This window comes from Pseudomonas sp. ZY71 (assembly GCF_036542145.1).
GTDB classification, from domain to species: Bacteria; Pseudomonadota; Gammaproteobacteria; order Pseudomonadales; family Pseudomonadaceae; genus Aquipseudomonas; species Aquipseudomonas koreensis_A.
Window position 1 is genome coordinate 1,828,398 of record NZ_CP144274.1, and the last position, 22,002, is coordinate 1,850,399.

The window sequence follows — 22,002 nt, forward strand, 5'->3', positions numbered from 1 at the left end:
CATGTATAATGCCGCCCGTCTTGCGCTTCGTTCAAAAAACATAGCAATTGTTTGACCCAGCTCTCTAGATCGAGCCGGCAATGCATCTATGCTGCATCTCTTTAACGGCCGCGCCAGAGCCGACTTGAACCGTATAAGGCCCGTGATCCCTTGACCAGTCCTGTCCTGCAAACCGTTGCCCTCGCGTGTGAACGTGATCTGCGGCTGCTCTTCGAAAATCTCGAATTGAGACTGGCCAGTGGCGATATGGTGCAGATCAGCGGCCCCAACGGCAGCGGTAAAACCAGTCTGTTACGCCTGCTGTCCGGGTTGATGCAGCCGACCGCCGGGCAAGTCCTGCTCAATGGCCAGCCGCTGACCGAACAGCGCAGCGAACTCGCACGCAACCTGCTGTGGATCGGCCACGCCGCCGGGATCAAGGATTTGCTGACCCCGGAAGAAAACCTCTCCTGGCTCTGCGCCTTGCATCATCCCGCCGAACGCGAGGCCATCTGGCAAGCGCTGGCAGCTGTAGGATTGCGCGGATTCGAAGATGTTCCCTGCCATAGTCTGTCCGCCGGTCAGCAACGCCGCGTGGCGCTGGCGCGGTTGTATCTGGACAGCCCGCCGTTGTGGATTCTCGATGAGCCGTTTACCGCGCTGGACAAGCAGGGCGTAGCGCAGCTCGAAGAACACCTGGCCGGGCACTGCGAACGCGGCGGTCTGGTGGTGTTGACCACGCACCACACGCTGAGCCGGATGCCGGCCGGTTATCGCGATATCGATCTGGGGAACTGGGCAGTATGAGTGTGTTCGGCCTGCTGGTTGCCCGTGAATCCCGACTGCTGTTTCGCCGCCCGGCGGAGCTGGCCAATCCGCTGATTTTCTTCGCCATCGTCATCGCTTTATTCCCGCTGGCCGTCGGCCCGGAAACTCAAGTGTTGCAAAACCTGTCCCCCGGGTTAGTCTGGGTGGCGGCGCTGTTGTCGGTCCTGCTCTCGCTGGACGGGCTGTTCCGCAGTGATTTCGAAGATGGCTCGCTGGAACAGTGGGTCCTTTCGTCGCACCCGCTGCCACTTCTGGTCTTGGCCAAGGTACTGGCACACTGGCTTTTCTCCGGTCTGGCACTGGTTCTGCTCTCACCGCTGCTGGCGTTGATGCTCGGTTTGCCTGCCGCCTGTCTGCCGGTTTTGCTGCTTTCGTTGCTGCTGGGAACACCGGTGCTGAGCTTGCTCGGCGCGGTGGGCGCGGCACTGACGGTCGGTTTGAAGCGTGGCGGCCTGTTGCTGGCGCTGCTGATTCTGCCGTTGTACATCCCGGTATTGATCCTCGGCAGTGGCGCCTTGCAGGCTGCCTTGCAAGGCATGCCGGCGACCGGGTATCTGCTGTGGCTGGGTAGCCTGACCGCCCTGGCGATCACCCTGACACCGTTTGCAATAGCTGCTGGCCTGAAGATCAGCGTCGGCGAATAATGAGGTCTGGTTAAAATTTAACCAGCAAAGACCCTGAGACTGCTCACACCGATGAGCGGCACCCGTGATGGAAACAGTATGAACTGGACCTGGTTTCACAAGCTCGGCTCGCCCAAGTGGTTCTACGGCATCAGCAGCAAGTTTTTGCCGTGGCTGAGCATCGCAGCGTTGCTGCTGATTGGTGTCGGTGTCGTTTGGGGCCTGGCCTTTGCGCCGCCGGATTATCAGCAAGGCAACAGCTTTCGCATCATCTATATCCACGTACCTGCCGCGATGCTCGCTCAGTCGATCTACGTGATGTTGGCGGTGTGCGGTGTGGTCGGGCTGGTGTGGAAGATGAAACTGGCCGACGTCGCCCTGCAATGCGCCGCTCCGATTGGCGCGTGGATGACCGCTGTAGCGCTGGTCACCGGGGCGATCTGGGGCAAACCGACGTGGGGCTCATGGTGGGTCTGGGACGCGCGCCTGACCTCGATGCTGATTCTGCTGTTTCTGTATTTCGGCGTGATCGCGCTGGGCAATGCCATCAGCAACCGCGACAGCGCCGCCAAGGCCTGCGCCGTACTGGCCATCGTCGGCGTGATCAACATTCCGATCATCAAATACTCGGTGGAGTGGTGGAACACCCTGCACCAGGGCGCGACCTTCACCCTCACGGAAAAACCGGCGATGCCGGCGGAAATGTGGCTGCCACTGCTGCTGACGGTGCTGGGTTTCTACTGCTTCTTTGGCGCCGTGCTGTTGCTGCGCATGCGCCTTGAAGTGCTCAAGCGCGAAGCCCGCGCCAGTTGGGTGAAAGAAGAAGTGCAGCACAGTCTGGAGGCCGCTCGATGAGTTTTGCTTCATTCGGCGACTTCCTCGCCATGGGCCATCATGGCCTGTATGTCTGGTCGGCCTACGGCATCTGTCTGGCGGTGCTGATCCTCAACGTGGTGGCGCCGATCGCGGCCCGCAAGCGCTATCTGCAACAAGAGGCGCGTCGTCTGCGCCGGGAGAACGGCAAGTGAATCCGCTGCGCAAGAAACGTCTGATCATCATTCTGGCCATTCTGGTCGGGGTCGGCGCTGCCGTCGGCCTGGCCCTCAGCGCCCTGCAGCAGAACATCAATCTGTTCTACACCCCGACCCAGATCGCCAATGGCGAAGCCCCGCAAGACACGCGCATCCGCGCCGGCGGCATGGTCGAGAAGGGTTCGCTGCAACGCTCGCCGGATTCCCTCGACGTCAAATTCGTCGTCACCGACTTCAACAAATCCGTGACCATCGCCTATCGCGGCATCCTCCCGGATCTGTTCCGCGAAGGGCAGGGCATCGTCGCCCTCGGCAAGCTCAATGCCGACGGCGTGGTGGTGGCCGATGAAGTGCTGGCCAAGCACGACGAGAAGTACATGCCGCCGGAAGTGACCAAAGCCTTGAAAGACAGTGGTCAATCCGCACCAACACCTGCGAAGGAGGGTTGATCGATGACGTCGGCGATTTTTATTCCCGAGCTAGGCCATCTGGCAATGATTCTGGCGTTGTGTTTCGCGCTGGTGCAGGCCGTGGTGCCATTGGTCGGTGCCTGGCGCGGCGACCGTTTCTGGATGAGTTTGGCCCAGCCAGCGGCGTGGGGGCAGTTTGCTTTTCTACTGTTTGCGTTCGGCATTTTGACCTACGCGTTCATGACCGATGACTTCTCCGTCGCTTATGTCGCCAACAACTCCAACACCGCGTTGCCGTGGTATTACAAATTCAGCGCCGTGTGGGGTGCCCACGAAGGTTCGTTGCTGCTGTGGGCACTTATTCTCGGTGGCTGGACCTTCGCGGTGTCGGTGTTTTCCCGGCAGTTGCCGCAGGTGATGCTCGCCCGCGTGCTGGCGGTGATGGGCATGATCAGCACCGGTTTCCTGCTGTTCCTGATCCTCACGTCCAACCCGTTCAAACGCATCCTGCCGCAAATGCCGAGCAATGGCGCTGACCTCAATCCACTGTTGCAAGACATCGGCCTGATCGTTCACCCGCCGATGTTGTACATGGGTTACGTCGGCTTTTCGGTGGCGTTCGCCTTCGCCATCGCCGCGTTGATGGGCGGTCGCCTTGATGCCGCGTGGGCACGCTGGTCGCGTCCGTGGACCATCGTCGCCTGGGCCTTCCTCGGCATCGGCATCACCCTCGGTTCGTGGTGGGCTTATTACGAGCTCGGCTGGGGCGGCTGGTGGTTCTGGGACCCGGTGGAAAACGCTTCCTTCATGCCTTGGCTGGTCGGCACCGCGCTGATTCACTCGCTGGCGGTCACGGAAAAACGTGGCGTGTTCAAGAGCTGGACGGTGTTGCTAGCGATTGCCGCGTTTTCGTTGAGTTTGCTCGGTACTTTCCTGGTGCGTTCCGGCGTGCTGACCTCGGTGCACGCGTTTGCCTCGGACCCTGAGCGCGGCGTGTTCATCCTGATCTTCCTGCTGTTCGTGGTTGGCGGTTCACTGACGCTGTTCGCCCTGCGCGCGCCGGTGGTCAAGAGTCAGGTCGGCTTCAACCTGTGGTCGCGGGAAACCCTGCTGCTGGGCAACAACCTGGTGCTGGTGGTGGCGGCGTCGATGATTCTGCTCGGCACGCTGTACCCACTGATTCTTGATGCCCTCAGTGGCGCGAAGATGTCGGTTGGCCCGCCGTACTTCAATGCGCTGTTCATTCCGTTGATGGCGTTGCTGATGTTGGTCATGGCGGTCGGCGTGATCGTGCGCTGGAAGGACACCCCGGTGAAATGGCTGGCCGGCATGCTCACGCCAGTGCTGCTCGGCAGCGTTGCGCTGGCGGTGGTGGCCGGTGTCGCTTACGGCGATTTCAACTGGGCAGTGATCGCGACTTTCTTGCTCGCGGCGTGGGTGTTGCTCGCCGGTGTCCGAGACATCGTCGACAAGACTCGCCACAAAGGCCTGATCAAAGGCCTGCCGACGCTGACCCGCAGCTACTGGGGCATGCAGATCGCCCACCTCGGCATCGCTGTTTGCGCGCTGGGCGTGGTGTTGTCGAGCCAGAACAGTGCCGAACGCGACCTGCGTCTGGCGCCCGGCGAGTCGATGGACCTGGCCGGTTATCACTTCGTCTTCGAAGGCGCCAAGCACTTCGAAGGGCCGAACTTCACCTCCGACAAAGGCACCATTCGGGTGATCCGCGACGGCAAGGAAATCAGCGTGCTGCACCCGGAAAAACGTCTGTACACCGTGCAAAGCTCGATGATGACTGAAGCCGGCATCGACGCCGGTTTCACCCGTGACCTCTACGTTGCCCTCGGTGAACCGCTGGACAACGGCGCGTGGGCGGTGCGCGTGCACGTCAAACCGTTCGTGCGCTGGATCTGGTTCGGCGGCTTGCTCACTGGTTTTGGTGGATTGCTGGCGGCGCTGGATCGACGTTATCGGGTCAAGGTGAAAGCCAAGGTGCGTGAAGCACTGGGCATGACGGGAGCGGCTGCATGAGACGTTGGTTGATGCTGGTGCCACTGGCGATTTTCCTGCTGGTGGCGGTGTTTCTTTATCGCGGTCTGTACCTCGATCCGGCGGAGTTGCCGTCGGCGATGATCAACAAGCCGTTCCCGGAGTTTTCCCTGCCAAACGTGCAGGGCGACAAGAGCCTGACCAAGGCTGACATTCTCGGCAAACCGGCGCTGGTCAACGTCTGGGGCACCTGGTGCATTTCCTGCCGGGTCGAGCATCCGGTGCTGAACAAACTCGCCGAGCGCGGTGTGGTGATCTACGGCATCAACTACAAGGACACCAACGCCGATGCCTTGAAATGGCTGGCCGAATTCCACAATCCGTATGCGCTGGATATTCGTGACGACGAAGGCTCGCTGGGCCTCAACCTCGGGGTTTACGGCGCGCCGGAAACCTTCTTCATCGACGCCAAGGGCATCATCCGCGACAAGTATGTCGGCGTGATCGACGAGCAGGTCTGGCGCGAAAAACTCGCTGCCAAGTATCAGGCGCTGGTCGATGAGGCCAAGCCATGAAGCGTTTTTTAGCCGCTGTGGTGTTGGGCTTGAGTCTGGTCGGTGTGGCCCATGCCGCCATCGACACCTACGAGTTCGCCAAAGAAGGCGACCGTGAGCGTTTCCGCGAACTGACCAAGGAACTGCGCTGCCCCAAGTGCCAGAACCAGGACATCGCCGACTCCAACGCGCCGATTGCTGCTGACCTGCGCAAAGAGATTTTCCGCATGCTCGGTGAGGGTAAGGACAACCAGCAGATCATCGACTTCATGGTCGATCGCTACGGTGATTTCGTCCGCTACAAACCGGCGCTCAATGCCAAAACGGCGTTGCTGTGGTTCGGCCCGGCCGGTCTGTTGCTCGGTGGTGTTGTGGTGATCGCGGTGATCGTCCGCCGTCGTCGCGGCCAGCGCGCCGAGACTCCGCAAGCGCTGTCCGTTGAAGAACGTCAGCGCCTCGACCAACTGTTGGATAAAAACCAAGAATGATTGATTTCTGGCTTGCCGCAGGGCTGTTGCTTCTGGTCGCCCTGAGTTTTCTGCTGATCCCGGTTTTGCGTGAACGTCGCGCCCAGCGTGAAGAGGATCGTACTGCCCTGAACGTTGCGCTGTATCAGGAGCGTGTCGCCGAGTTGCAAGCGCAACAGGCTGAAGGCGTGCTCGACGCTGCACAAATGGACAGCGGTCGTGCCGAGGCAGCGCGTGAGTTGCTGGCCGATACCGAAGGGGTTGCCGCACCGCGTATCTCGAAACTGGGTAAACCGTTGCCGTTGCTGGCGGCGGTGTTGGTGCCTGTGTTGGGTCTGGGCCTCTATATGCACTTCGGTGCTGCCGACAAGGTCGAGCTGACCCGCGAATTCGCCCAGGCGCCGCAGTCGATGGAAGAAATGACCCAGCGTCTGGAACGCGCCGTCGCGGCGCAACCGGATTCTGCCGAAGGCCTGTATTTCCTCGGCCGTACCTACATGGCGCAAGAGCGTCCGGCGGACGCGGCGAAGATGTTCGAACGCGCCGCCAATCTGGCCGGTCGCCAGCCGGAACTGCTCGGCCAGTGGGCCCAGGCGCAGTATTTTGCGGATGGCAAAAAGTGGTCGGCGAAGATTCAGACGCTGACCGACGAAGCACTGAAGGCGGATCCGAAAGAAGTCACCAGCCTCGGTCTGCTCGGCATCGCTGCGTTTGAAGGCGAGCGTTATCAAGAAGCCATCGATTACTGGAACCGTCTGCTCGCTCAACTACCGCCGGAGGACAACTCCCGCGCCGCACTGCAAGGCGGGATCAAGCGTGCCGCCGAACGCCTGGAAGCCAGCGGCGGCAAAGTCGCTCAGGCACCGGTAGCCGCGAAAGCCGCGCTGTTGAAAGTCAGCGTCGATCTGGCCAGCGAACTCAGAAGCAAAGTGCAACCGGGCGACAGCGTGTTCATCTTCGCTCGCGCCACCTCCGGCCCACCGGCACCGCTGGCAGCCAAGCGCCTGACCGTGGCCGATCTGCCAGTGACTGTCGAACTGGGCGATGCCGATGCAATGATGCCGCAGTTGAAACTGTCGAACTTCCCTGAAGTCCAACTGGTTGCGCGCATCTCACGGGCAGGTCAACCGACCGCTGGTGAGTGGGTCGGTCGCAGCGGCCCTCTGGCCAGCAGCACCACTGCGCTCCAAAAACTGACCATCGACAGCCCGGACCAATAGCCGGACACAACAGGAAAGCACCGCCATGCACACCATCGCCCGAATCACAGTCCTCACACTGGCCCTGGGCTTGAGTGCATGTGCGGTGCAACGACCGGAACCGACCACCAACCTGCCGCCGATTCCGCCGTCGCAACCAAGCCCGACCCCATCGACCTCACCAACACCGGGAAAAAGCATCCCGGCGAAACCAGCCAAACCAGTTCCGCGCACCTCGGCCAGCTTCGCACCGCCACCGGGCGGCAACAGCCACTGGGACCAGAAACTCGGCGTCTACGTCCTCGACGACCAGCCCAACACCTTCTACCGCCAGCGCACCTACTACCGCTGGAACAACGGCTGGAGCCGCGCCGTCAGCCCCAGTGGCCCGTGGGAAGACACCAACATCCACGGCGTGCCCCCGGGGTTGGGCAAGCAGTTCGGGCAGTGAATGAAACGGCGATCTTTGGATCGCCGTTTTGTTGCCTGTCGTTTGCGCGTAGTGAACTCAAAGCATGGCGCGATACCCGCTGAGTGCCTGAACTGATTGCGTCAGCCCTTGGCGCTGCAACAGATTTAAAAACGATTCAATGTCCAGCGTGGGTGCTTTCAGCTGTTTGCGCTGACGCTGTGCGGCCGCGACAACGGCTGCCGAATCCAGATGAAACAGGTTTTCGACGAACTCATCCGGGTGTTGTGCCTCAATACCGAAAGGGGCGAGGTATTTGTCGGGAAAATCCTTCAAATTAAACGTCACGATCACGCCAGCATTGCAACGAATCGCGGCTGCCAGAACATGACGGTCGTCTAGATCGGGCAATGACAATCCGTTGACCAAATCTTCATAGTCGTAGACGCACGCATCAGGTATCGCCTGATCCATCAGTTGCGAGGTACGGTCCAATTGCTCGATTGTCAGGTCAGTGCGGTTTTTCAAAAGATTGCGTTTCCATTCGCCGTGAATCTCCTTGGTCCATCGTGCCCGAAATCGCCCTGAGAGGGCTAACCACATCAAAAAGTCTCTCAATGGGGCTGGGTACAAAACACATGCATCGGCTCTTTATTGGCGAGGCAGCAGTGAAAGAGGAATGCCTCACTCGTAACCTGTCCTTAACGCTTGTGCCTGCTCTGCGAGAAGCATCATTGCCTGCTCGCTGGCGCTGTCACGCCGGGTCTTATAATCCATCAGATCGGCAAAGCGCACACGTCGGTGCTTGCCGGTTTTGTGGTAGGAAATCTCGCCACTCTCCAGCAGTTTAATCATGTGCGGGCGTGAGACATTGAGCAGATCAGCGGCTTCCTGGGTGGTCAGTTCGGCGTGTACTGGCACGACTTTAACGGCGTTGCCCTCTGCCAGCGCTGCAAGAATGTCAGCAAGCAGGCGCAGGGCCGACGTTGGCAACTCGACACGATGAGCTTCGTTCTGCTCATCGAAGATCTGTATGTGCTGGGTTTCGAATTGGGTAGCGAGGTAAGCGGCCAAGGCACGCTGGCCCTCGATGGCGGCTTTGATCTCGCACTCTACGGGGAGGGTGACCGGCGGATGAATAACAATCGACATGATGGTTTTCCAGCTTTCTGAAAAGACAATGTCGGGACGTTATTCGAATTAAACGAAAATCGCAATAAACGAAACGTTACGCGTCAATGGTTGCTCACTAGAAGCCCGTGGACACACTCAACAATCGCCCTTGCCTTGGCACTCGCCATCCGCCCCGTCGGAAACACCGCCCACAAACCCTGATCCGGCAGCGTCCACCCCTACAGGGGAGTCGTGTTGTTGATTAAAACGAGGCTTTACCGACCGAGGCGCCGCCATCGACGAACAATGTCTGCCCGGTGATGAAGCCACCCTGTTCTGAAGGTAGAAACCGCCATTGCCATAGCAATCTCTTCTGGTCTTCTATTGTTCAGGGCTCTGGATCTGAGCCGCTGAGTGTGATTGGGTCCGGTTGCGATGCAATCAATCACACTCTGTAAAACAACCGGGCGTCGCTTCCAGAATTTCTGTGCTTGAGTAAAGGTAACTCTAGAGTTATTTTTATGAGGCCCAGGCAAGGAGGCGGTTGGTGCAGAGCAGGCAATTGATCAAGGAGTTGGAGGAGGCGGGCTGGACGCTGGATCGGGTCACTGGCAGTCATCACATCTTCAGGCACCGTTACAACCCTTACACGATTCCCGTTCCTCATCCGAAAAAGGATTTGCCGTTGGGGACGGTCAAAAGCATCAGGAGGCGTGCCGGGTTGTACAACCCGCCAGCCAGTTATGAAGGAGATCCGTAATGCAATATCCAATCTGCATCGAATGGGGTGACGAAAATACCGCCATCGGTATTCAGATCCCCGATATTCCCGGCGCCGTTACTGCAGGGGATAGCTTTGAAGATGCCTACAAGGCGGCGGTCGAAGTCGCCCACATCATGCTGCAGGAGATTGCGGCGGACGGGGAGTCGATTCCTATGCCGACTTCGGCATCCGCTCATCGCAGTAATCCGGACTTTGCCGAGATGGGCTGGGGCATGCTTGAGCTGGACATTTCGCCCTATCTCGGCAAAACCGAAAAGGTCAACGTAACGCTGCCCGGTTATGTGATTCAGCGAATCGATCGTTATGTGCGCGAACACAACGTTAAAAGTCGCTCCTCCTTTCTGGCGGATGCGGCCATGGAGAAACTGGTTCGTTATTAAGCTTCCTCGCTCCCCCAGGCTCAGTGAATAACCTGTGGGAGCGAGCCTGCTCGCGAAGCTTTTGGCGCCTTATGCCGTCGCCAATGAACCACGCTGGGAAGCACTCAAAAACCGCAACAACGCCAACAGCGGAAACACACTCCCCACAATCACGATCCACAACCAGCCGCCATGCTCATACACCGCACTGGCCACCGATGAGCCGAAGGCGCCGCCGATAAAGATGCTGGTCATGTACAGCGCGTTCAAACGGCCACGGCTTTTCGCGTCCAGCGAATACACCGCGCGTTGGCCCAGGACCATGTTCATCTGCACGCAGAAGTCCAATACCACGCCGGTCACGGCCAAGCCGATGACGCTGTAGGCCGGGTGGATGAAGGCGGGCAGGAAGCTCAGGCTGGCGAAGACCATGGCCAGCAGCGAAGCGATGCGGGTGTGGCCGGCGTCGGCCAGGCGTCCGCTGATCGGCGCGGCAATGGCGCCGATGGCGCCGACCAGGGCGAAGATGGCGATCTCGCTTTGCGACAGACCATGGTTGCGCGCCAGTTCCAGCGGCACCGCGGTCCAGAACAGGCTGAACGTGGCGAACATGCAGCCCTGATAAAACGCCCGTTGGCGCAGTACCGGTTGCTGGCGCAACAGCGTCCACAGCGAACCGATCAGTTGGCCGTAGGTGGCGCTGTGATCCGGTTGGCGCTTGGGCACGGTCAGCGCCAGTACCACGCTGATCGCCGCCATCAACGCGGCAGCAATCATGAACATCGCCCGCCAGCCGAGATGGTCAGCGACCACGCTCGACACCGGCCGCGCCAACAGAATACCCAGCAGCAAACCACCCATGATCCCGCCGACGACACGACCGCGAGACTCTTCCGGTGCCAGATGCGCCGCCAGTGGAATCAGGATCTGTACCGACACCGAGCTAAAACCGACCAGCAACGAGATCAGCAGAAACACATTCGGCTGATCGGTAAACGCCGCCGCCAACAGGCTGGCGATCGCCACCACGGTGGTGATGATCATCAACCGACGGTTTTCCAGCAGATCGCCCAGCGGCACGAGGAAGAACAGGCCCAGCGCATAACCGATCTGCGTCAGCGAGACGATGAAGCTGGCCATGGTGTCGCTCAGGCCGATGTCCGGCGCGATCAGGCCGATGATCGGCTGTGCGTAGTAGATGTTGGCAACGATGGCGCCGCAGCAGAAGGCGAACAGCAGCACCATGCCTCGGGTCATTGCGTGAGTGGTTGTGGTCATAAGGTTTCTCGATCCAGCGAAAGGGAATGCGGTGAGGCTATGGGACAAACCCGATGGGCAGAAGGCACCTTCGGTTGATATCAGTTATTCCGTTGCGGAATGACCGGGTGGTATCGGTTTGTCATCCATCGGCAGACCTTGCGTCCGACCGTTGGGGGTCGATGATACATTCACTTACATCCTGTTCGATAGCGTGCTTATGTTTGTATTGGCTTGTTCAACATTCATGACCGGAGGATTGCAATGAAGCTTCGTCTTATCGCAACGATTGTCCTGACTAGCCTGCTCGGCGCGATGAGCGTGCAGGCCGCCGACGCACCGGGGATGCGCCTCGGCGTGCGCGGCGAGATCACCGCGGTCAGCGCCGAGACCTTGAAAGTCCACGTCAACAGCGGCGAGAACGTGGTGATTCAGTTGACCGGTGACACCAAGGTACGCGCCGTCACCCTCGCCAATATCGAAGACATCAAACCCGGCAGCTACATCGGTTCGGCGGCGATACCGCAGGAGGATGGCACGCTCAAGGCGCTGGAAGTGCATGTGTTTCCGCCGGAGCTGGCGGGTAGCGGCGACGGGCATCGGCCGTTCGATCTGGCCAAGGGCAGCAGCATGACCAATGGCAGCGTCGGCGATCTGGTGGTGAGCAACGGGCGGGTGCTGACGGTGAACTACAAGGGTGGGCAGCAGAAGATACTGGTGCCGGAGGATGTGCCGATTGTGAATTTGGTGCCGGGGGATCGGAGCTTGCTGAAGGTTGGGGTGAAGATCGTTACGTTCGTCACGCAGAGTGCGGATGGCACGCTGACGGCGCAATCGATTTCTGCGGGGAAGGATGGCGTCACTCCGCCGATGTAAAAGCACCCTCACCCTAGCCCTCTCCCGGAGGGAGAGGGGACTGATTGGGGGATGCTTCAGAGGTACGCTGACTTGAACGTGCTTTAGTGAATCCATAATCGATGCAATCTTTCAGGTCGATGTTTGACCCGAGACACCTCGGTCGGCCCCCTCTCCCTCTGGGAGAGGGCTGGGGTGGGTAAAGCGGCCACAAAAAAAGGCGACCTTGGTGGGTCGCCCTTTCATACCTGCTTAAACCTTACTGCCCGCTATAAATCTGATCGAAAACCCCACCATCATTAAAGTGAGTCTTCTGCACCGTACGCCAGTCACCAAAGGTCTTCTCAACCGACAAGAAATCAACTTTCGGGAAGCGATCGGTGTACTTCGCCAGCACCGCCGGATCACGCGGACGCAGGTAGTTCGCCGCCGCAATCTCCTGACCTTCCGGCGACCACAGGTACTTCAGATATTCATCAGCCGCCGCACGCGAACCTTTCTTGTCGACGACTTTATCGACCACGGACACCGGTGGCTCGGCTTCAGCGGACACACTCGGGTAGATCACTTCAAACTGATCACGACCAAACTCGCGAGCAATCATTTCCGCTTCGTTTTCGAAGGTCACCAGCACGTCGCCGATCTGGTTGGTCATGAACGTGGTGGTCGCTGCTCGGCCACCGGTATCGAGCACCGGCGCTTGCTTGAACAGTTTGCCAACGAAGTCCTTGGCCTTGTTTTCGTCGCCACCATTCTTCAGCACATAACCCCACGCCGACAGGTAGGTGTAGCGGCCATTACCCGAGGTTTTCGGGTTTGGCACGATCACTTGCACGCCGTCCTTGAGCAGGTCCGGCCAGTCTTTCAGGGCTTTCGGGTTGCCTTTGCGCACGATGAATACGGTGGCCGAGGTGAATGGCGCGCTGTTGTTCGGCAGACGCGTAACCCAGTTGTCCGGGACCAGTTTGCCGTTGTCGGCGAGGGCGTTGATGTCGGTGGCCATGTTCATGGTGATGACGTCAGCCGGTAGGCCATCGATCACCGAGCGCGCTTGCTTGCTAGAGCCACCGAAGGACATCTGCACGGTGATGTTTTCGTTGTGCTCCGCTTGCCAGTGTTTCTGGAACGCAGTGTTGTAGTCCTTGTAGAAATCGCGCATCACGTCGTAGGAAACGTTAAGCAGCGTCGGGGCTGCCTGAGCGATGTTGGCCAAGGCCAGGCCGGCGGCGAGAAGTGAGGCGCCAAAGAGTTTTTTCACTGCGCATTCCTTGTTTTATCTGTGTAGGAGCAGGGGGTGATGTTCAATTGCCACTGACTATAACGGGGCGCGCATAGTCGTTTAAAGATTAAAAAGCTCTTTGCTTATTCCAGTTTCTTGAACAGTGCATTGCCGCATCGCGAGCAAAACGCGGCGCCGTGTTCATGGCTGTTTTTCTTGCACACCGGGCAGTCGTGTTGCAGCTGTTCGCCGCGCATGGCGTTGGCCAGCTCGGCGGTGAAAATCCCGGTCGGCACGGCGATGATCGAGTAACCGGTGATCATCACCAGCGACGAAATCACCTGGCCCAGCGGGGTCTTCGGCACGATGTCGCCGAAGCCCACGGTGGTCAACGTGACGATAGCCCAATAGATGCCTTTGGGAATGCTGGTGAAGCCGTGTTCCGGGCCTTCGATCACGTACATCAAGGTGCCGAACACCGTTACCAGGGTGCAGACGCTGACCAGAAACACGACGATTTTCTGCTTGCTGCCACGCAGCGCCGACATCAAATAGTTGGCTTGCTTGAGGTACGGGCTGAGCTTGAGCACCCGGAAGATCCGCAGCATGCGGATGATCCGGATGATCAGCAGGTACTGCGCATCGCTGTAATACAGGGCGAGGATGCCGGGCACGATCGCCAGCAAATCCACCAGCCCGTAAAAGCTGAAGGCATAGCGCAACGGCTTGGGCGAACAGTACAGGCGCAGGATGTACTCACCGAGAAAGATGATCGTGAAGCCCCACTCGATGTAGGCCAGCACGTTCGCGTAGTTCTGGTGAATGCTGTCGATGCTGTCGAGCATCACGATCACCAGACTGGCGAGGATGATCAACAGCAGGATGCCGTCGAAGCGACGCCCGGCGCGGGTGTCGCTCTGGAAAATCATCACGTAAAGCCGTTCGCGCCAACTGTTGCTGCTGTCCATGGATAACGCCTGAATCGAAGATCAGCGCAGCCTAGGTTGATTCTCCCCGTGAGCGCAAGGCGCACGCTCGACGACGGCTTTGCCGAGCATCTGAATCCCGGCGCGGATCAGCCAGCCGGCGAGGATAAACGGCGCGGTCAAAGTACCGAGGCCGACTGCGTCAAACAGTGGCGTGACCAGCAGCGCCAGCACGATGCCGAGCAGTGGCAGCCACGGTTGTTGACGTTGCGAAGAGAAGGCGAGGGCGGCGAGCACGGCGTTATAGCTGCCAAGGCCTGACAGCGCAGCGCTGGTTTCGTGGTGCAGCAGGCTGGAGCCGAGACCGATCGCCGAAGCCAGCATCGCCCAGCAAAAAGCCCGGCGATCAGCGATCAGCAAACCAATGGCGATCAATGCGCCGGCCAGTGGATGACCAAGGAACATCACCTGGCCCAAACCGCGCAGTTCGGCGGCGAGCAAATTCAGCGTGTTCATCTCGATGTGCGCCATCGGCGCTGAAGGTTCGGCGAACAGCAGCAGAACCCAGCTCATGGCCACGAACGGCGAGGTGTAGGCCGGAATCGATCGGCTGCGGTACACGAGTTTGAGCCATTGCTGTGTGACCATCGCGCTCAAGCCGCCAGCGGCGAGAATCAGCGGCGGCAGCAGCGGTGACCAGGGGAAATACAGGCTCAGCAACAGGCCGAGCAAGATGCCGTTGTAGCTGAACAACCCAGCCTGGCGATCAGCCTTGGCGTAGTTGCGCCGTTGCGCGGTGAGCAATCCGGCGACGGCACCGAGCAGCGCACCGGCGAACAGCACCGGTGCGGTCAGCAGGATCGCCAACAGGCACAGCAGGCCGCACAGCGGATGGCGCTGGAGGAATATTTGACTGAAACCGTTGAGCAAAGCCTCGGCCCAGTCGGGGCAGTGGGTGTTGAAATGATTGGCAGGCATGGCAGTTCTGAAAGTCAGTGAAACCGAGGCGCCTGTTTCGCCAGCAGGCGGGCTCCCACACTGAATCTCTGTTCAGTCATTGAATTTGTGATGCACACAAATCAACTGTGGGAGCGAGCCTGCTCGCGAAGAGGCCGGTACAGGCGCTAAATCAATGTTTCGATACGCAGCGAGTTAGTCGAACCCGGCTGCCCGAACGGCACGCCGGCAGTGATCAGCAGCGTGTCACCACGCTCGGCCATACCCTGCGCCTGGGCGATTTCCAGCGCGGTCGAGCAGACTTCGTCGACCTGACGCAGGCGATCGTTGACCACCGAATGAATCCCCCACGCCACGCTCAAACGCCGCGCGGTTTGCAGGTTCGGCGTCAGGTTGAGGATCGGCGCTTTCGGCCGTTCCCGCGCCGCACGCAAACTCGATGCGCCCGATTCGCTGTAGTTGACCAGAACCGCTACCGGCAGCACGTTGCTGATACGCCGGATCGCGCAACTGATCGCATCGGAAACGGTTGCCTCGGCTTTCGGCCGACTGACATCGAGCTGCGTCTGATAATCCGGGCCGTTCTCCACCTGACGGATGATCTTGCTCATCATCTGCACGGCTTCCAGCGGGTACTCACCGGACGCGGTTTCCGCCGACAGCATCACCGCATCGGCACCTTCGGCCACGGCGTTGGCAACGTCGGTCACCTCGGCGCGGGTCGGGGCAGGGGAGAAGCGCATCGACTCCAGCATCTGCGTTGCCACCACCACCGGTTTGCCGAGTTCGCGGCAGGTGGTGATGATGTTCTTCTGAATCTGCGGCACGCTCTCGGCTGGCACTTCAACGCCAAGGTCGCCACGGGCCACCATGATCGCGTCGCTCAGTTCAGCGATTTCACGCAGTTGTTCAACCGCCGAAGGCTTCTCGATTTTCGCCATCAAAAAGGCTTTGTCGCCGATCAATGCGCGGGCTTCGATGATGTCTTGCGGACGCTGTACAAACGACAGCGCGACCCAGTCCACACCCAACTCCAGACCGAAGCTCAGGTCGCGGCGATCCTTGGCGGTCAGCGGGCTGAGGTCGAGCACCGCTTGCGGCACGTTGACGCCTTTGCGGTCCGACAGTTCGCCACCGTTGAGCACGGTGGTGTCGATCGCGTCGTCGTACTTGGTCACTACGCGCAGACGCAGTTTGCCGTCGTCGAGGAGCAGATCCATGCCCGCTTCCAGCGCGGCAATGATTTCCGGATGCGGCAGATTCACCCGGCGCTCATCGCCCGGTGTCGCGTCCAGATCCAGGCGGAAGGCCTGACCGCGGTGCAGTTGCACCTTGCCGTCAGCGAACTTGCCGACGCGCAGTTTCGGCCCCTGCAAGTCCATCAGAATGCCCAGCGGGTAGTTGAGCTGGCGCTCGACTTCGCGGATCCACTGATAGCGCTTGGCGTGGTCGGCGTGATCGCCGTGGCTGAAGTTCAGGCGGAAGATATTCACCCCGGCCTCGACCAGTTCACGGATGTCTTCGATGCCATCGACGGCAGGCCCGAGGGTGGCGAGGATTTTGACCTTTTTATCAGGCGTCATGATTTGCAGCTCTCAAGGATCAGAATGGCGCGGAAGTCGTTGACGTTGGTGCGGGTCGGCTCGGTGACGATCAGCGCGTCGAGCGCCGCGAAATAGCCGTAGCCGTTGTTGTTATCCAGCTCGTCGCTGGCGCTCAAACCGAGGGCGGCGGCGCGGGCGTAGCTGTCCGGGGTCATGATCGCGCCGGCGTTGTCTTCCGAGCCGTCGATGCCGTCGGTGTCACCGGCTAGCGCGTAGACGCCGGGCTGGCCCTTGAGGCTGTCGGTGAGGCTGAGGAGGAATTCGGCGTTGCGTCCGCCACGGCCATTGCCGCGCACGGTCACGGTGGTTTCGCCGCCGGACAAAATCACGCACGGCGCTGCCAGTGGCTGACCGTGGTTGATGATCTGGCGGGCGATACCGGCGTGGACTTTCGCCACTTCGCGCGATTCACCTTCGAGGTCGCCGAGGATCAGCGTGCTGAAACCGGCCTGACGGCATTTCACCGCCGCGGCATCCAGTGACTGCTGAGGGCGGGCGATCAACTGGAAGTGGCTGCGCGCAAGACTCGGATCGCCGGGTTTGACGGTTTCCGATTCAGGACTTTGCAACCAGTTGCGCACCGAGACCGGGATCTCGATGCCGTAGCGCTTGATGATCGCCAGCGCTTCGGCGGAAGTGCTCGGGTCGGCCACGGTCGGGCCGGACGCGATGACCGTGGCGAGGTCGCCCGGTACATCGGAAATCGCGTAGGTGTAGACAGTGGCAGGCCAGCAAGCCTTGCCGAGACGCCCGCCCTTGATCGCCGAGAGGTGCTTGCGCACGCAGTTCATCTCGCCGATGGTCGCGCCGGATTTCAGCAGGGCTTTGTTGATCGACTGCTTGTCGGCGAGGGTGATGCCTTCGGCCGGCAGGGCCAGCAGGGCAGAGCCGCCACCGGAGAGCAGGAAGATTACGCGGTCGTCTTCAGTCAGGTTGCTGACCAGTTCGAGCACGCGTTTGGCCACGGCCAGACCGGCAGCGTCCGGCACCGGATGCGCGGCTTCGACCACTTCGATTTTTTCGCACGGGGCGCCGTGACCGTAACGGGTCACAACCAGGCCAGACACTTCACCTTGCCAGCTGCGCTCGACCACTTGCGCCATCGCGGCAGCGGCTTTGCCGGCACCGATGACGATCACCCGGCCGCTGCGGTCGGCGGGCAAATGGGCTTCGAGGACTTGGTTCGGATGGGCCGCGTCGATGGCTGTGGCAAACAGCTCGCGCAGCAGTTGTTGCGGATCGACCGACATGGCGGGCTCCCGGAATTCTTGTTATTCGAAAGGGCAACTCGGAACCCTTGTGGGAGCGAGCCTGCTCGCGAAGGCGGTGTGTCAGCCAACATGGATGTTGAATGTGCAACCGCTTTCGCGAGCAGGCTCGCTCCCACAGGGTTTGGTGCAGGGCTTATTTGTTGTCGCGAATCGAGAAGTTGGCCATGTGTTCCAGACCTTTGATCAAAGCCGAGTGGTCCCAGTTGCTGCCACCGATCGCTGCGCAGGTGCTGAACACTTGCTGGGCGTTGGCGGTGTTCGGCAGGTTGATGTTCAGCTCCTTGGCGCCTTGCAGGGCCAGGTTCAGGTCTTTCTGGTGCAGGCTGATGCGGAAGCCTGGATCGAAAGTGCCTTTGATCATGCGCTCGCCGTGCACTTCAAGGATCTTCGAGGAGGCGAAACCGCCCATCAGTGCTTCACGCACCTTGGCCGGATCAGCACCGTTTTTCGAAGCGAACAGCAGGGCTTCAGCAACGGCCTGAATGTTCAGCGCGACGATGATCTGGTTGGCGACTTTGGCGGTTTGACCGTCGCCATTGCCACCGACCAGGGTGATGTTCTTGCCCATGGCCTGGAACAGCGGCAGCGCGCGTTCGAAGGCATCGGCGTCGCCACCGATCATGATGCTCAGGGTCGCGGCTTTGGCGCCGACTTCACCGCCGGAAACCGGTGCGTCGAGGTACTGCGCGCCTTTCTCGTTGATCTTCGCGGCGAAAGCTTTGGTCGCAGTCGGCGAGATCGAGCTCATATCGATAACGATTTTGCCTTTGCTCAGGCCGGCGGCAACGCCGTCGGCGCGGAACAGCACGTCGTCGACCTGTGGGGTATCCGGGACCATGACGATGATGAATTCAGCTTCCTGCGCGACTTCGCGCGGGTTGGCCAAAGCAACGGCGCCAGCGGCGACCAGGTCGGCCGGGGCGGCGTCGTGGTGCGCCGACAGGAACAGGCTGTGACCGGCTTTCTGCAGGTTCGAAGCCATTGGGTGGCCCATGATGCCGGTGCCGATAAATCCGATTTTAGCCATGAGAAAATCCTCTTGTTTTTGTCTTGCTCAAGCAAATAGGGGGCAGCAGGTGCTTTTATGTAGGAGTGAGCCTGCTCGCGATTCAGGCGCTGAGGTACATCAGGTGTACCGAGGTGAATTCATCGCGAGCAGGCTCGCTCCTACAGGGGATTTGCGTCAGATTGCGTTATGGGTTTTCAGCCAGCCGAGGCCTGCTTCGGTAGTGGTCAGCGGCTTGTATTCGCAACCGACCCAACCCTGATAACCGATGCGATCGAGGTGTTCGAACAGGAAGCGGTAGTTGATTTCACCGGTGCCTGGTTCGTTACGGCCCGGGTTGTCCGCGAGCTGCACATGGTTGATCTCGCCCAGGTGCGATTGCAGGGTGCGGGCCAGATCGCCTTCCATGATTTGCATGTGATAGATGTCGTATTGCAGGAACAGATTGGCACTGCCGACCTGCTCGCGAATCGACAGGGCTTGCGCCGTGTTGTTCAGGTAGAAACCCGGAATGTCACGGGTGTTGATCGCTTCCATCACCAGTTTGATGCCCGCCGCTTGCAGCTTGTCGGCGGCGTATTTCAGGTTGGCAACGAAGGTCTTTTCCACGGTGGCATCGTCAACGCCTTGCGGACGAATACCGGCCAGGCAGTTGATCTGGGTGTTGCCCAGCACTTGTGCGTAAGCGATGGCCAGATCGACACCGGCGCGGAACTCTTCGACACGATCCGGCAGGCACGCGATACCGCGTTCGCCCTTGGCCCAGTCACCGGCCGGCAGGTTGAACAGCACTTGGGTCAGACCGTTGGCGTCGAGTTTGGCCTTGATTTCGGCGGAGCTGAAGTCGTACGGGAACAGGTATTCGACACCGCTGAAACCGGCCTTGGCGGCGGCGTCGAAACGGGCAAGGAAATCCTGTTCGGTGAACAGCATGGACAGGTTGGCTGCGAAACGCGGCATGGTGGTCTCCTAAAAACGGATGTGACACGGTTGGTCAGACTGGACGCGATCAGTCCCCTCTCCTGGGGGAGAGGGTTAGGGTGAGGGGGATCCTGAGTCTGATCCGAATTTTGCGATCACCGCAAAACCTTTCCCTCACCCCAGCCCTCTCCCGGAGGGAGAGGGAGCTAATTACGATCAATCAAGCAGCGAAATCGCCGTTGGCGCATCGTTGCCGACCAGCGCCAGGTCTTCGAATTCGTTGACGGCGTTGATCTCGGTACCCATGGAGATGTTGGTCACACGCTCCAGAATGATCTCGACGATCACCGGCACCTTGAACTCTTCGATCATCTGTTCGGCCTTGCGCAGGGCAGGGGCGATTTCCGACGGTTCGAACACACGCAGTGCCTTACAGCCGAGGCCTTCAGCCACTGCGACGTGGTCAACACCGTAACCGTTGAGTTCCGGCGCGTTCAGGTTATCGAAGGACAGCTGCACGCAGTAGTCCATTTCGAACCCGCGCTGGGCCTGACGGATCAGACCCAGGTACGAGTTGTTCACCACGACGTGGATGTACGGCAGTTTGAACTGAGCGCCGACCGCCAGTTCTTCGATCATGAACTGGAAGTCATAGTCCCCCGACAGGGCCACGACTTTGCGGTTCGGATCGGCCTTCACCACGCCCAGCGCTGCCGGAATGGTCCAGCCCAACGGGCCGGCCTGGCCACAGTTGATCCAGTGACGCGGCTTGTAGACGTGCAGGAACTGCGCGCCGGCAATCTGCGACAGACCAATGGTGCTGACGTAGCAGGTGTCCTTGCCGAACACCTGGTTCATTTCTTCGTAAACGCGCTGTGGTTTTACCGGCACGTTGTCGAAGTGGGTCTTGCGGTGCAGGCTGGCTTTGCGCTGCTGGCAGTCTTGCAGCCAGGCACTGCGGTTTTTCAGCTTGCCGGCGGCTTGCCATTCACGCGCCACTTCGATGAACACGGTCAGTGCTGCAGCGGCGTCGGAAACGATGCCCAGATCCGGCGTGAACACACGACCGATCTGCGTGCCTTCGATGTCGACGTGAATGAATTTGCGGCCTTCGGTGTAAACGTCAACCGAACCGGTGTGACGGTTGGCCCAACGGTTACCGATCCCCAACACCACGTCGGATTTCAGCATCGTCGCGTTGCCGTAACGGTGCGAAGTCTGCAGGCCAACCATGCCGACCATCAGCGGGTGATCGTCCGGGATAGTGCCCCAGCCCATCAGGGTCGGGATCACCGGAATGCCGGTCAGCTCAGCGAATTCAACCAGCAGATCGCTGGCGTCGGCGTTGATGATGCCGCCGCCGGCCACCAGCAATGGACGCTCGGCCTGATCGAGCAGCGCCAGAGCCTTCTCGACCTGCACGCGGGTCGCGGTCGGCTTGGCCAATGGCAGCGGCTGGTAAGCGTCGATGTCGAATTCGATTTCGGCCATCTGCACGTCGAACGGCAGGTCGATCAGCACTGGGCCTGGACGGCCGGAGCGCATTTCAAAGAACGCTTTCTGGAACGCGTAAGGCACTTGGCCCGGCTCCAGAACAGTGGTCGCCCACTTGGTGACTGGCTTGACGATGCTGGTGATGTCGACAGCCTGGAAGTCTTCCTTGTGCATACGGGCGCGGGGTGCCTGGCCGGTGATGCAGAGGATTGGAATCGAGTCGGCCGAGGCGCTGTAGAGCCCGGTGACCATGTCGGTACCGGCAGGGCCGGAAGTGCCGATGCACACGCCGATGTTGCCGGCCTTGGTGCGGGTGTAGCCCTCGGCCATGTGCGAGGCGCCTTCAACGTGGCGAGCAAGGACGTGATCGATGCCACCGACCTTCTGCAAGGCGGAGTACAGCGGGTTGATGGCTGCGCCCGGGATGCCAAAAGCGGTATCAACCCCTTCACGGCGCATCACCAGAACGGCGGCTTCGATTGCTCTCATTTTGCTCATGGTTTTGTGCCTCTTTACGTTTTGTAATTGTATACAAGTGGCTTTGCGCAGAGTGTATTCACGGCGGACGGCGCAGGTCAATCCATTTTCTCAAGCGCCTGTTTCATTCGTCGGAAGCCTGTCTGACTGTGGCTTTTCGTCGCATGTGGCGCTTTTCGAGAATTATTGTATACAAAAAAATAACTCATTGTGTTCTATTTGTTGCATCGGCCTGCGGCAGAAAAGCGCAGGCCCACGACTTTCCCTATA

General features: G+C 59.9%; 24 protein-coding genes and 2 pseudogenes. 13 read left to right on the plus strand and 13 right to left on the minus strand.

What is annotated here, in order from left to right; genetic code table 11:
• Window positions 1–150: 150 nt before the first annotated feature.
• The 10 genes from ccmA to VY732_RS08160 all read left to right on the plus strand — a co-directional run bounded on the left by ccmA (window position 151) and on the right by VY732_RS08160 (window position 7,531).
• The gene (gene ccmA, locus VY732_RS08115; RefSeq protein ID WP_016987486.1) at window positions 151–786 is read left to right on the plus strand and encodes a cytochrome c biogenesis heme-transporting ATPase CcmA; all 636 of its coding nucleotides are present in this window, start codon (window positions 151–153) and stop codon (window positions 784–786) included.
• A complete protein-coding gene (gene ccmB / locus VY732_RS08120; protein WP_007919970.1) occupies window positions 783–1,451 on the plus strand; it encodes a heme exporter protein CcmB in 669 nt (222 codons plus the stop codon). Before ccmA ends, ccmB begins: the two co-directional genes overlap by 4 nt.
• A gap of 78 nt (window positions 1,452–1,529) precedes the next feature.
• Complete coding sequence (locus tag VY732_RS08125; RefSeq protein WP_016987487.1) at window positions 1,530–2,285, plus strand: heme ABC transporter permease; 756 nt, start codon at window positions 1,530–1,532, stop codon at window positions 2,283–2,285.
• Complete coding sequence (gene ccmD, locus VY732_RS08130) at window positions 2,282–2,458, plus strand: heme exporter protein CcmD (RefSeq protein ID WP_003222944.1); 177 nt, start codon at window positions 2,282–2,284, stop codon at window positions 2,456–2,458. Before VY732_RS08125 ends, ccmD begins: the two co-directional genes overlap by 4 nt.
• The gene (gene ccmE / locus VY732_RS08135) at window positions 2,455–2,910 is read left to right on the plus strand and encodes a cytochrome c maturation protein CcmE (protein ID WP_034151526.1); all 456 of its coding nucleotides are present in this window, start codon (window positions 2,455–2,457) and stop codon (window positions 2,908–2,910) included. Before ccmD ends, ccmE begins: the two co-directional genes overlap by 4 nt.
• Window positions 2,911–2,913: 3 nt before the next feature.
• Complete coding sequence (locus VY732_RS08140; protein WP_331695154.1) at window positions 2,914–4,902, plus strand: heme lyase CcmF/NrfE family subunit; 1,989 nt, start codon at window positions 2,914–2,916, stop codon at window positions 4,900–4,902.
• The gene (locus tag VY732_RS08145) at window positions 4,899–5,435 is read left to right on the plus strand and encodes a DsbE family thiol:disulfide interchange protein (RefSeq protein WP_007919961.1); all 537 of its coding nucleotides are present in this window, start codon (window positions 4,899–4,901) and stop codon (window positions 5,433–5,435) included. Before VY732_RS08140 ends, VY732_RS08145 begins: the two co-directional genes overlap by 4 nt.
• Window positions 5,432–5,902: a cytochrome c-type biogenesis protein gene (locus tag VY732_RS08150; protein ID WP_331695155.1), complete on the plus strand. Its 471-nt coding sequence runs from the start codon at window positions 5,432–5,434 to the stop codon at window positions 5,900–5,902. Before VY732_RS08145 ends, VY732_RS08150 begins: the two co-directional genes overlap by 4 nt.
• A complete protein-coding gene (gene ccmI, locus VY732_RS08155; RefSeq protein ID WP_116033274.1) occupies window positions 5,899–7,101 on the plus strand; it encodes a c-type cytochrome biogenesis protein CcmI in 1,203 nt (400 codons plus the stop codon). The genes VY732_RS08150 and ccmI overlap by 4 nt, the downstream gene beginning before the upstream one ends.
• A 25-nt stretch (window positions 7,102–7,126) precedes the next feature.
• A complete protein-coding gene (locus VY732_RS08160; protein WP_331695156.1) occupies window positions 7,127–7,531 on the plus strand; it encodes a hypothetical protein in 405 nt (134 codons plus the stop codon).
• A 57-nt stretch (window positions 7,532–7,588) separates the two neighbouring features.
• On the opposite strand, the gene VY732_RS08165 is transcribed toward VY732_RS08160, so the two are convergent.
• The 4 genes and pseudogenes from VY732_RS08165 to VY732_RS29930 all read right to left on the minus strand — a co-directional run.
• The gene (locus tag VY732_RS08165; protein ID WP_331695157.1) at window positions 7,589–8,092 is read right to left on the minus strand and encodes a PIN domain-containing protein; all 504 of its coding nucleotides are present in this window, start codon (window positions 8,090–8,092) and stop codon (window positions 7,589–7,591) included.
• 81 nt (window positions 8,093–8,173) lie between these two features.
• On the minus strand, window positions 8,174–8,641 hold the full coding sequence (locus tag VY732_RS08170; RefSeq protein WP_077571688.1) for a helix-turn-helix domain-containing protein: 468 nt from the start codon (window positions 8,639–8,641) through the stop codon (window positions 8,174–8,176).
• Between the two features lie 83 nt (window positions 8,642–8,724).
• Window positions 8,725–8,838: pseudogene (locus tag VY732_RS08175) on the minus strand (LysR family transcriptional regulator); the annotation flags it as partial.
• 26 nt (window positions 8,839–8,864) lie between these two features.
• Window positions 8,865–8,979: pseudogene (locus VY732_RS29930) on the minus strand (SDR family oxidoreductase); the annotation flags it as partial.
• A 170-nt stretch (window positions 8,980–9,149) separates the two neighbouring features.
• Here VY732_RS29930 and VY732_RS08185 point away from each other — a divergent pair.
• Window positions 9,150–9,362, plus strand: a complete 213-nt coding sequence (locus VY732_RS08185; RefSeq protein ID WP_077571689.1) for a type II toxin-antitoxin system HicA family toxin — start codon at window positions 9,150–9,152, stop codon at window positions 9,360–9,362.
• Window positions 9,362–9,766: a type II toxin-antitoxin system HicB family antitoxin gene (locus VY732_RS08190; RefSeq protein WP_077571690.1), complete on the plus strand. Its 405-nt coding sequence runs from the start codon at window positions 9,362–9,364 to the stop codon at window positions 9,764–9,766. The genes VY732_RS08185 and VY732_RS08190 overlap by 1 nt, the downstream gene beginning before the upstream one ends.
• A gap of 69 nt (window positions 9,767–9,835) precedes the next feature.
• On the opposite strand, the gene VY732_RS08195 is transcribed toward VY732_RS08190, so the two are convergent.
• Window positions 9,836–11,023, minus strand: coding sequence for an MFS transporter (locus VY732_RS08195; RefSeq protein ID WP_212622684.1), 1,188 nt, complete (start codon window positions 11,021–11,023; stop codon window positions 9,836–9,838).
• Window positions 11,024–11,266: 243 nt separating this feature from the next.
• Here VY732_RS08195 and VY732_RS08200 point away from each other — a divergent pair, with 243 nt between their 5' ends.
• Window positions 11,267–11,878, plus strand: coding sequence for a DUF5666 domain-containing protein (locus VY732_RS08200; RefSeq protein ID WP_077571692.1), 612 nt, complete (start codon window positions 11,267–11,269; stop codon window positions 11,876–11,878).
• Between the two features lie 238 nt (window positions 11,879–12,116).
• On the opposite strand, the gene VY732_RS08205 is transcribed toward VY732_RS08200, so the two are convergent.
• The 8 genes from VY732_RS08205 to gcl form a co-directional block, all read right to left on the minus strand.
• The gene (locus tag VY732_RS08205; protein ID WP_016771033.1) at window positions 12,117–13,115 is read right to left on the minus strand and encodes a sulfate ABC transporter substrate-binding protein; all 999 of its coding nucleotides are present in this window, start codon (window positions 13,113–13,115) and stop codon (window positions 12,117–12,119) included.
• A 104-nt stretch (window positions 13,116–13,219) separates the two neighbouring features.
• Window positions 13,220–14,044: an ion transporter gene (locus VY732_RS08210; protein ID WP_038363916.1), complete on the minus strand. Its 825-nt coding sequence runs from the start codon at window positions 14,042–14,044 to the stop codon at window positions 13,220–13,222.
• Window positions 14,045–14,065: 21 nt separating this feature from the next.
• Window positions 14,066–14,980, minus strand: coding sequence for an urea transporter (locus VY732_RS08215; protein WP_150752215.1), 915 nt, complete (start codon window positions 14,978–14,980; stop codon window positions 14,066–14,068).
• 146 nt (window positions 14,981–15,126) lie between these two features.
• Entirely contained in the window at window positions 15,127–16,542 is a 1,416-nt protein-coding gene (gene pyk / locus VY732_RS08220; protein ID WP_116032412.1) for a pyruvate kinase, read from the minus strand.
• Window positions 16,539–17,813, minus strand: a complete 1,275-nt coding sequence (locus VY732_RS08225; protein ID WP_116032409.1) for a glycerate kinase type-2 family protein — start codon at window positions 17,811–17,813, stop codon at window positions 16,539–16,541. Before VY732_RS08225 ends, pyk begins: the two co-directional genes overlap by 4 nt.
• 154 nt (window positions 17,814–17,967) lie before the next feature.
• Window positions 17,968–18,861, minus strand: coding sequence for a 2-hydroxy-3-oxopropionate reductase (locus tag VY732_RS08230; RefSeq protein ID WP_007919937.1), 894 nt, complete (start codon window positions 18,859–18,861; stop codon window positions 17,968–17,970).
• A 156-nt stretch (window positions 18,862–19,017) separates the two neighbouring features.
• The gene (hyi, locus tag VY732_RS08235; RefSeq protein ID WP_077571696.1) at window positions 19,018–19,800 is read right to left on the minus strand and encodes a hydroxypyruvate isomerase; all 783 of its coding nucleotides are present in this window, start codon (window positions 19,798–19,800) and stop codon (window positions 19,018–19,020) included.
• Between the two features lie 177 nt (window positions 19,801–19,977).
• Complete coding sequence (gcl, locus tag VY732_RS08240) at window positions 19,978–21,753, minus strand: glyoxylate carboligase (RefSeq protein WP_008083509.1); 1,776 nt, start codon at window positions 21,751–21,753, stop codon at window positions 19,978–19,980.
• Between the last annotated feature and the right edge of the window lie 249 nt (window positions 21,754–22,002).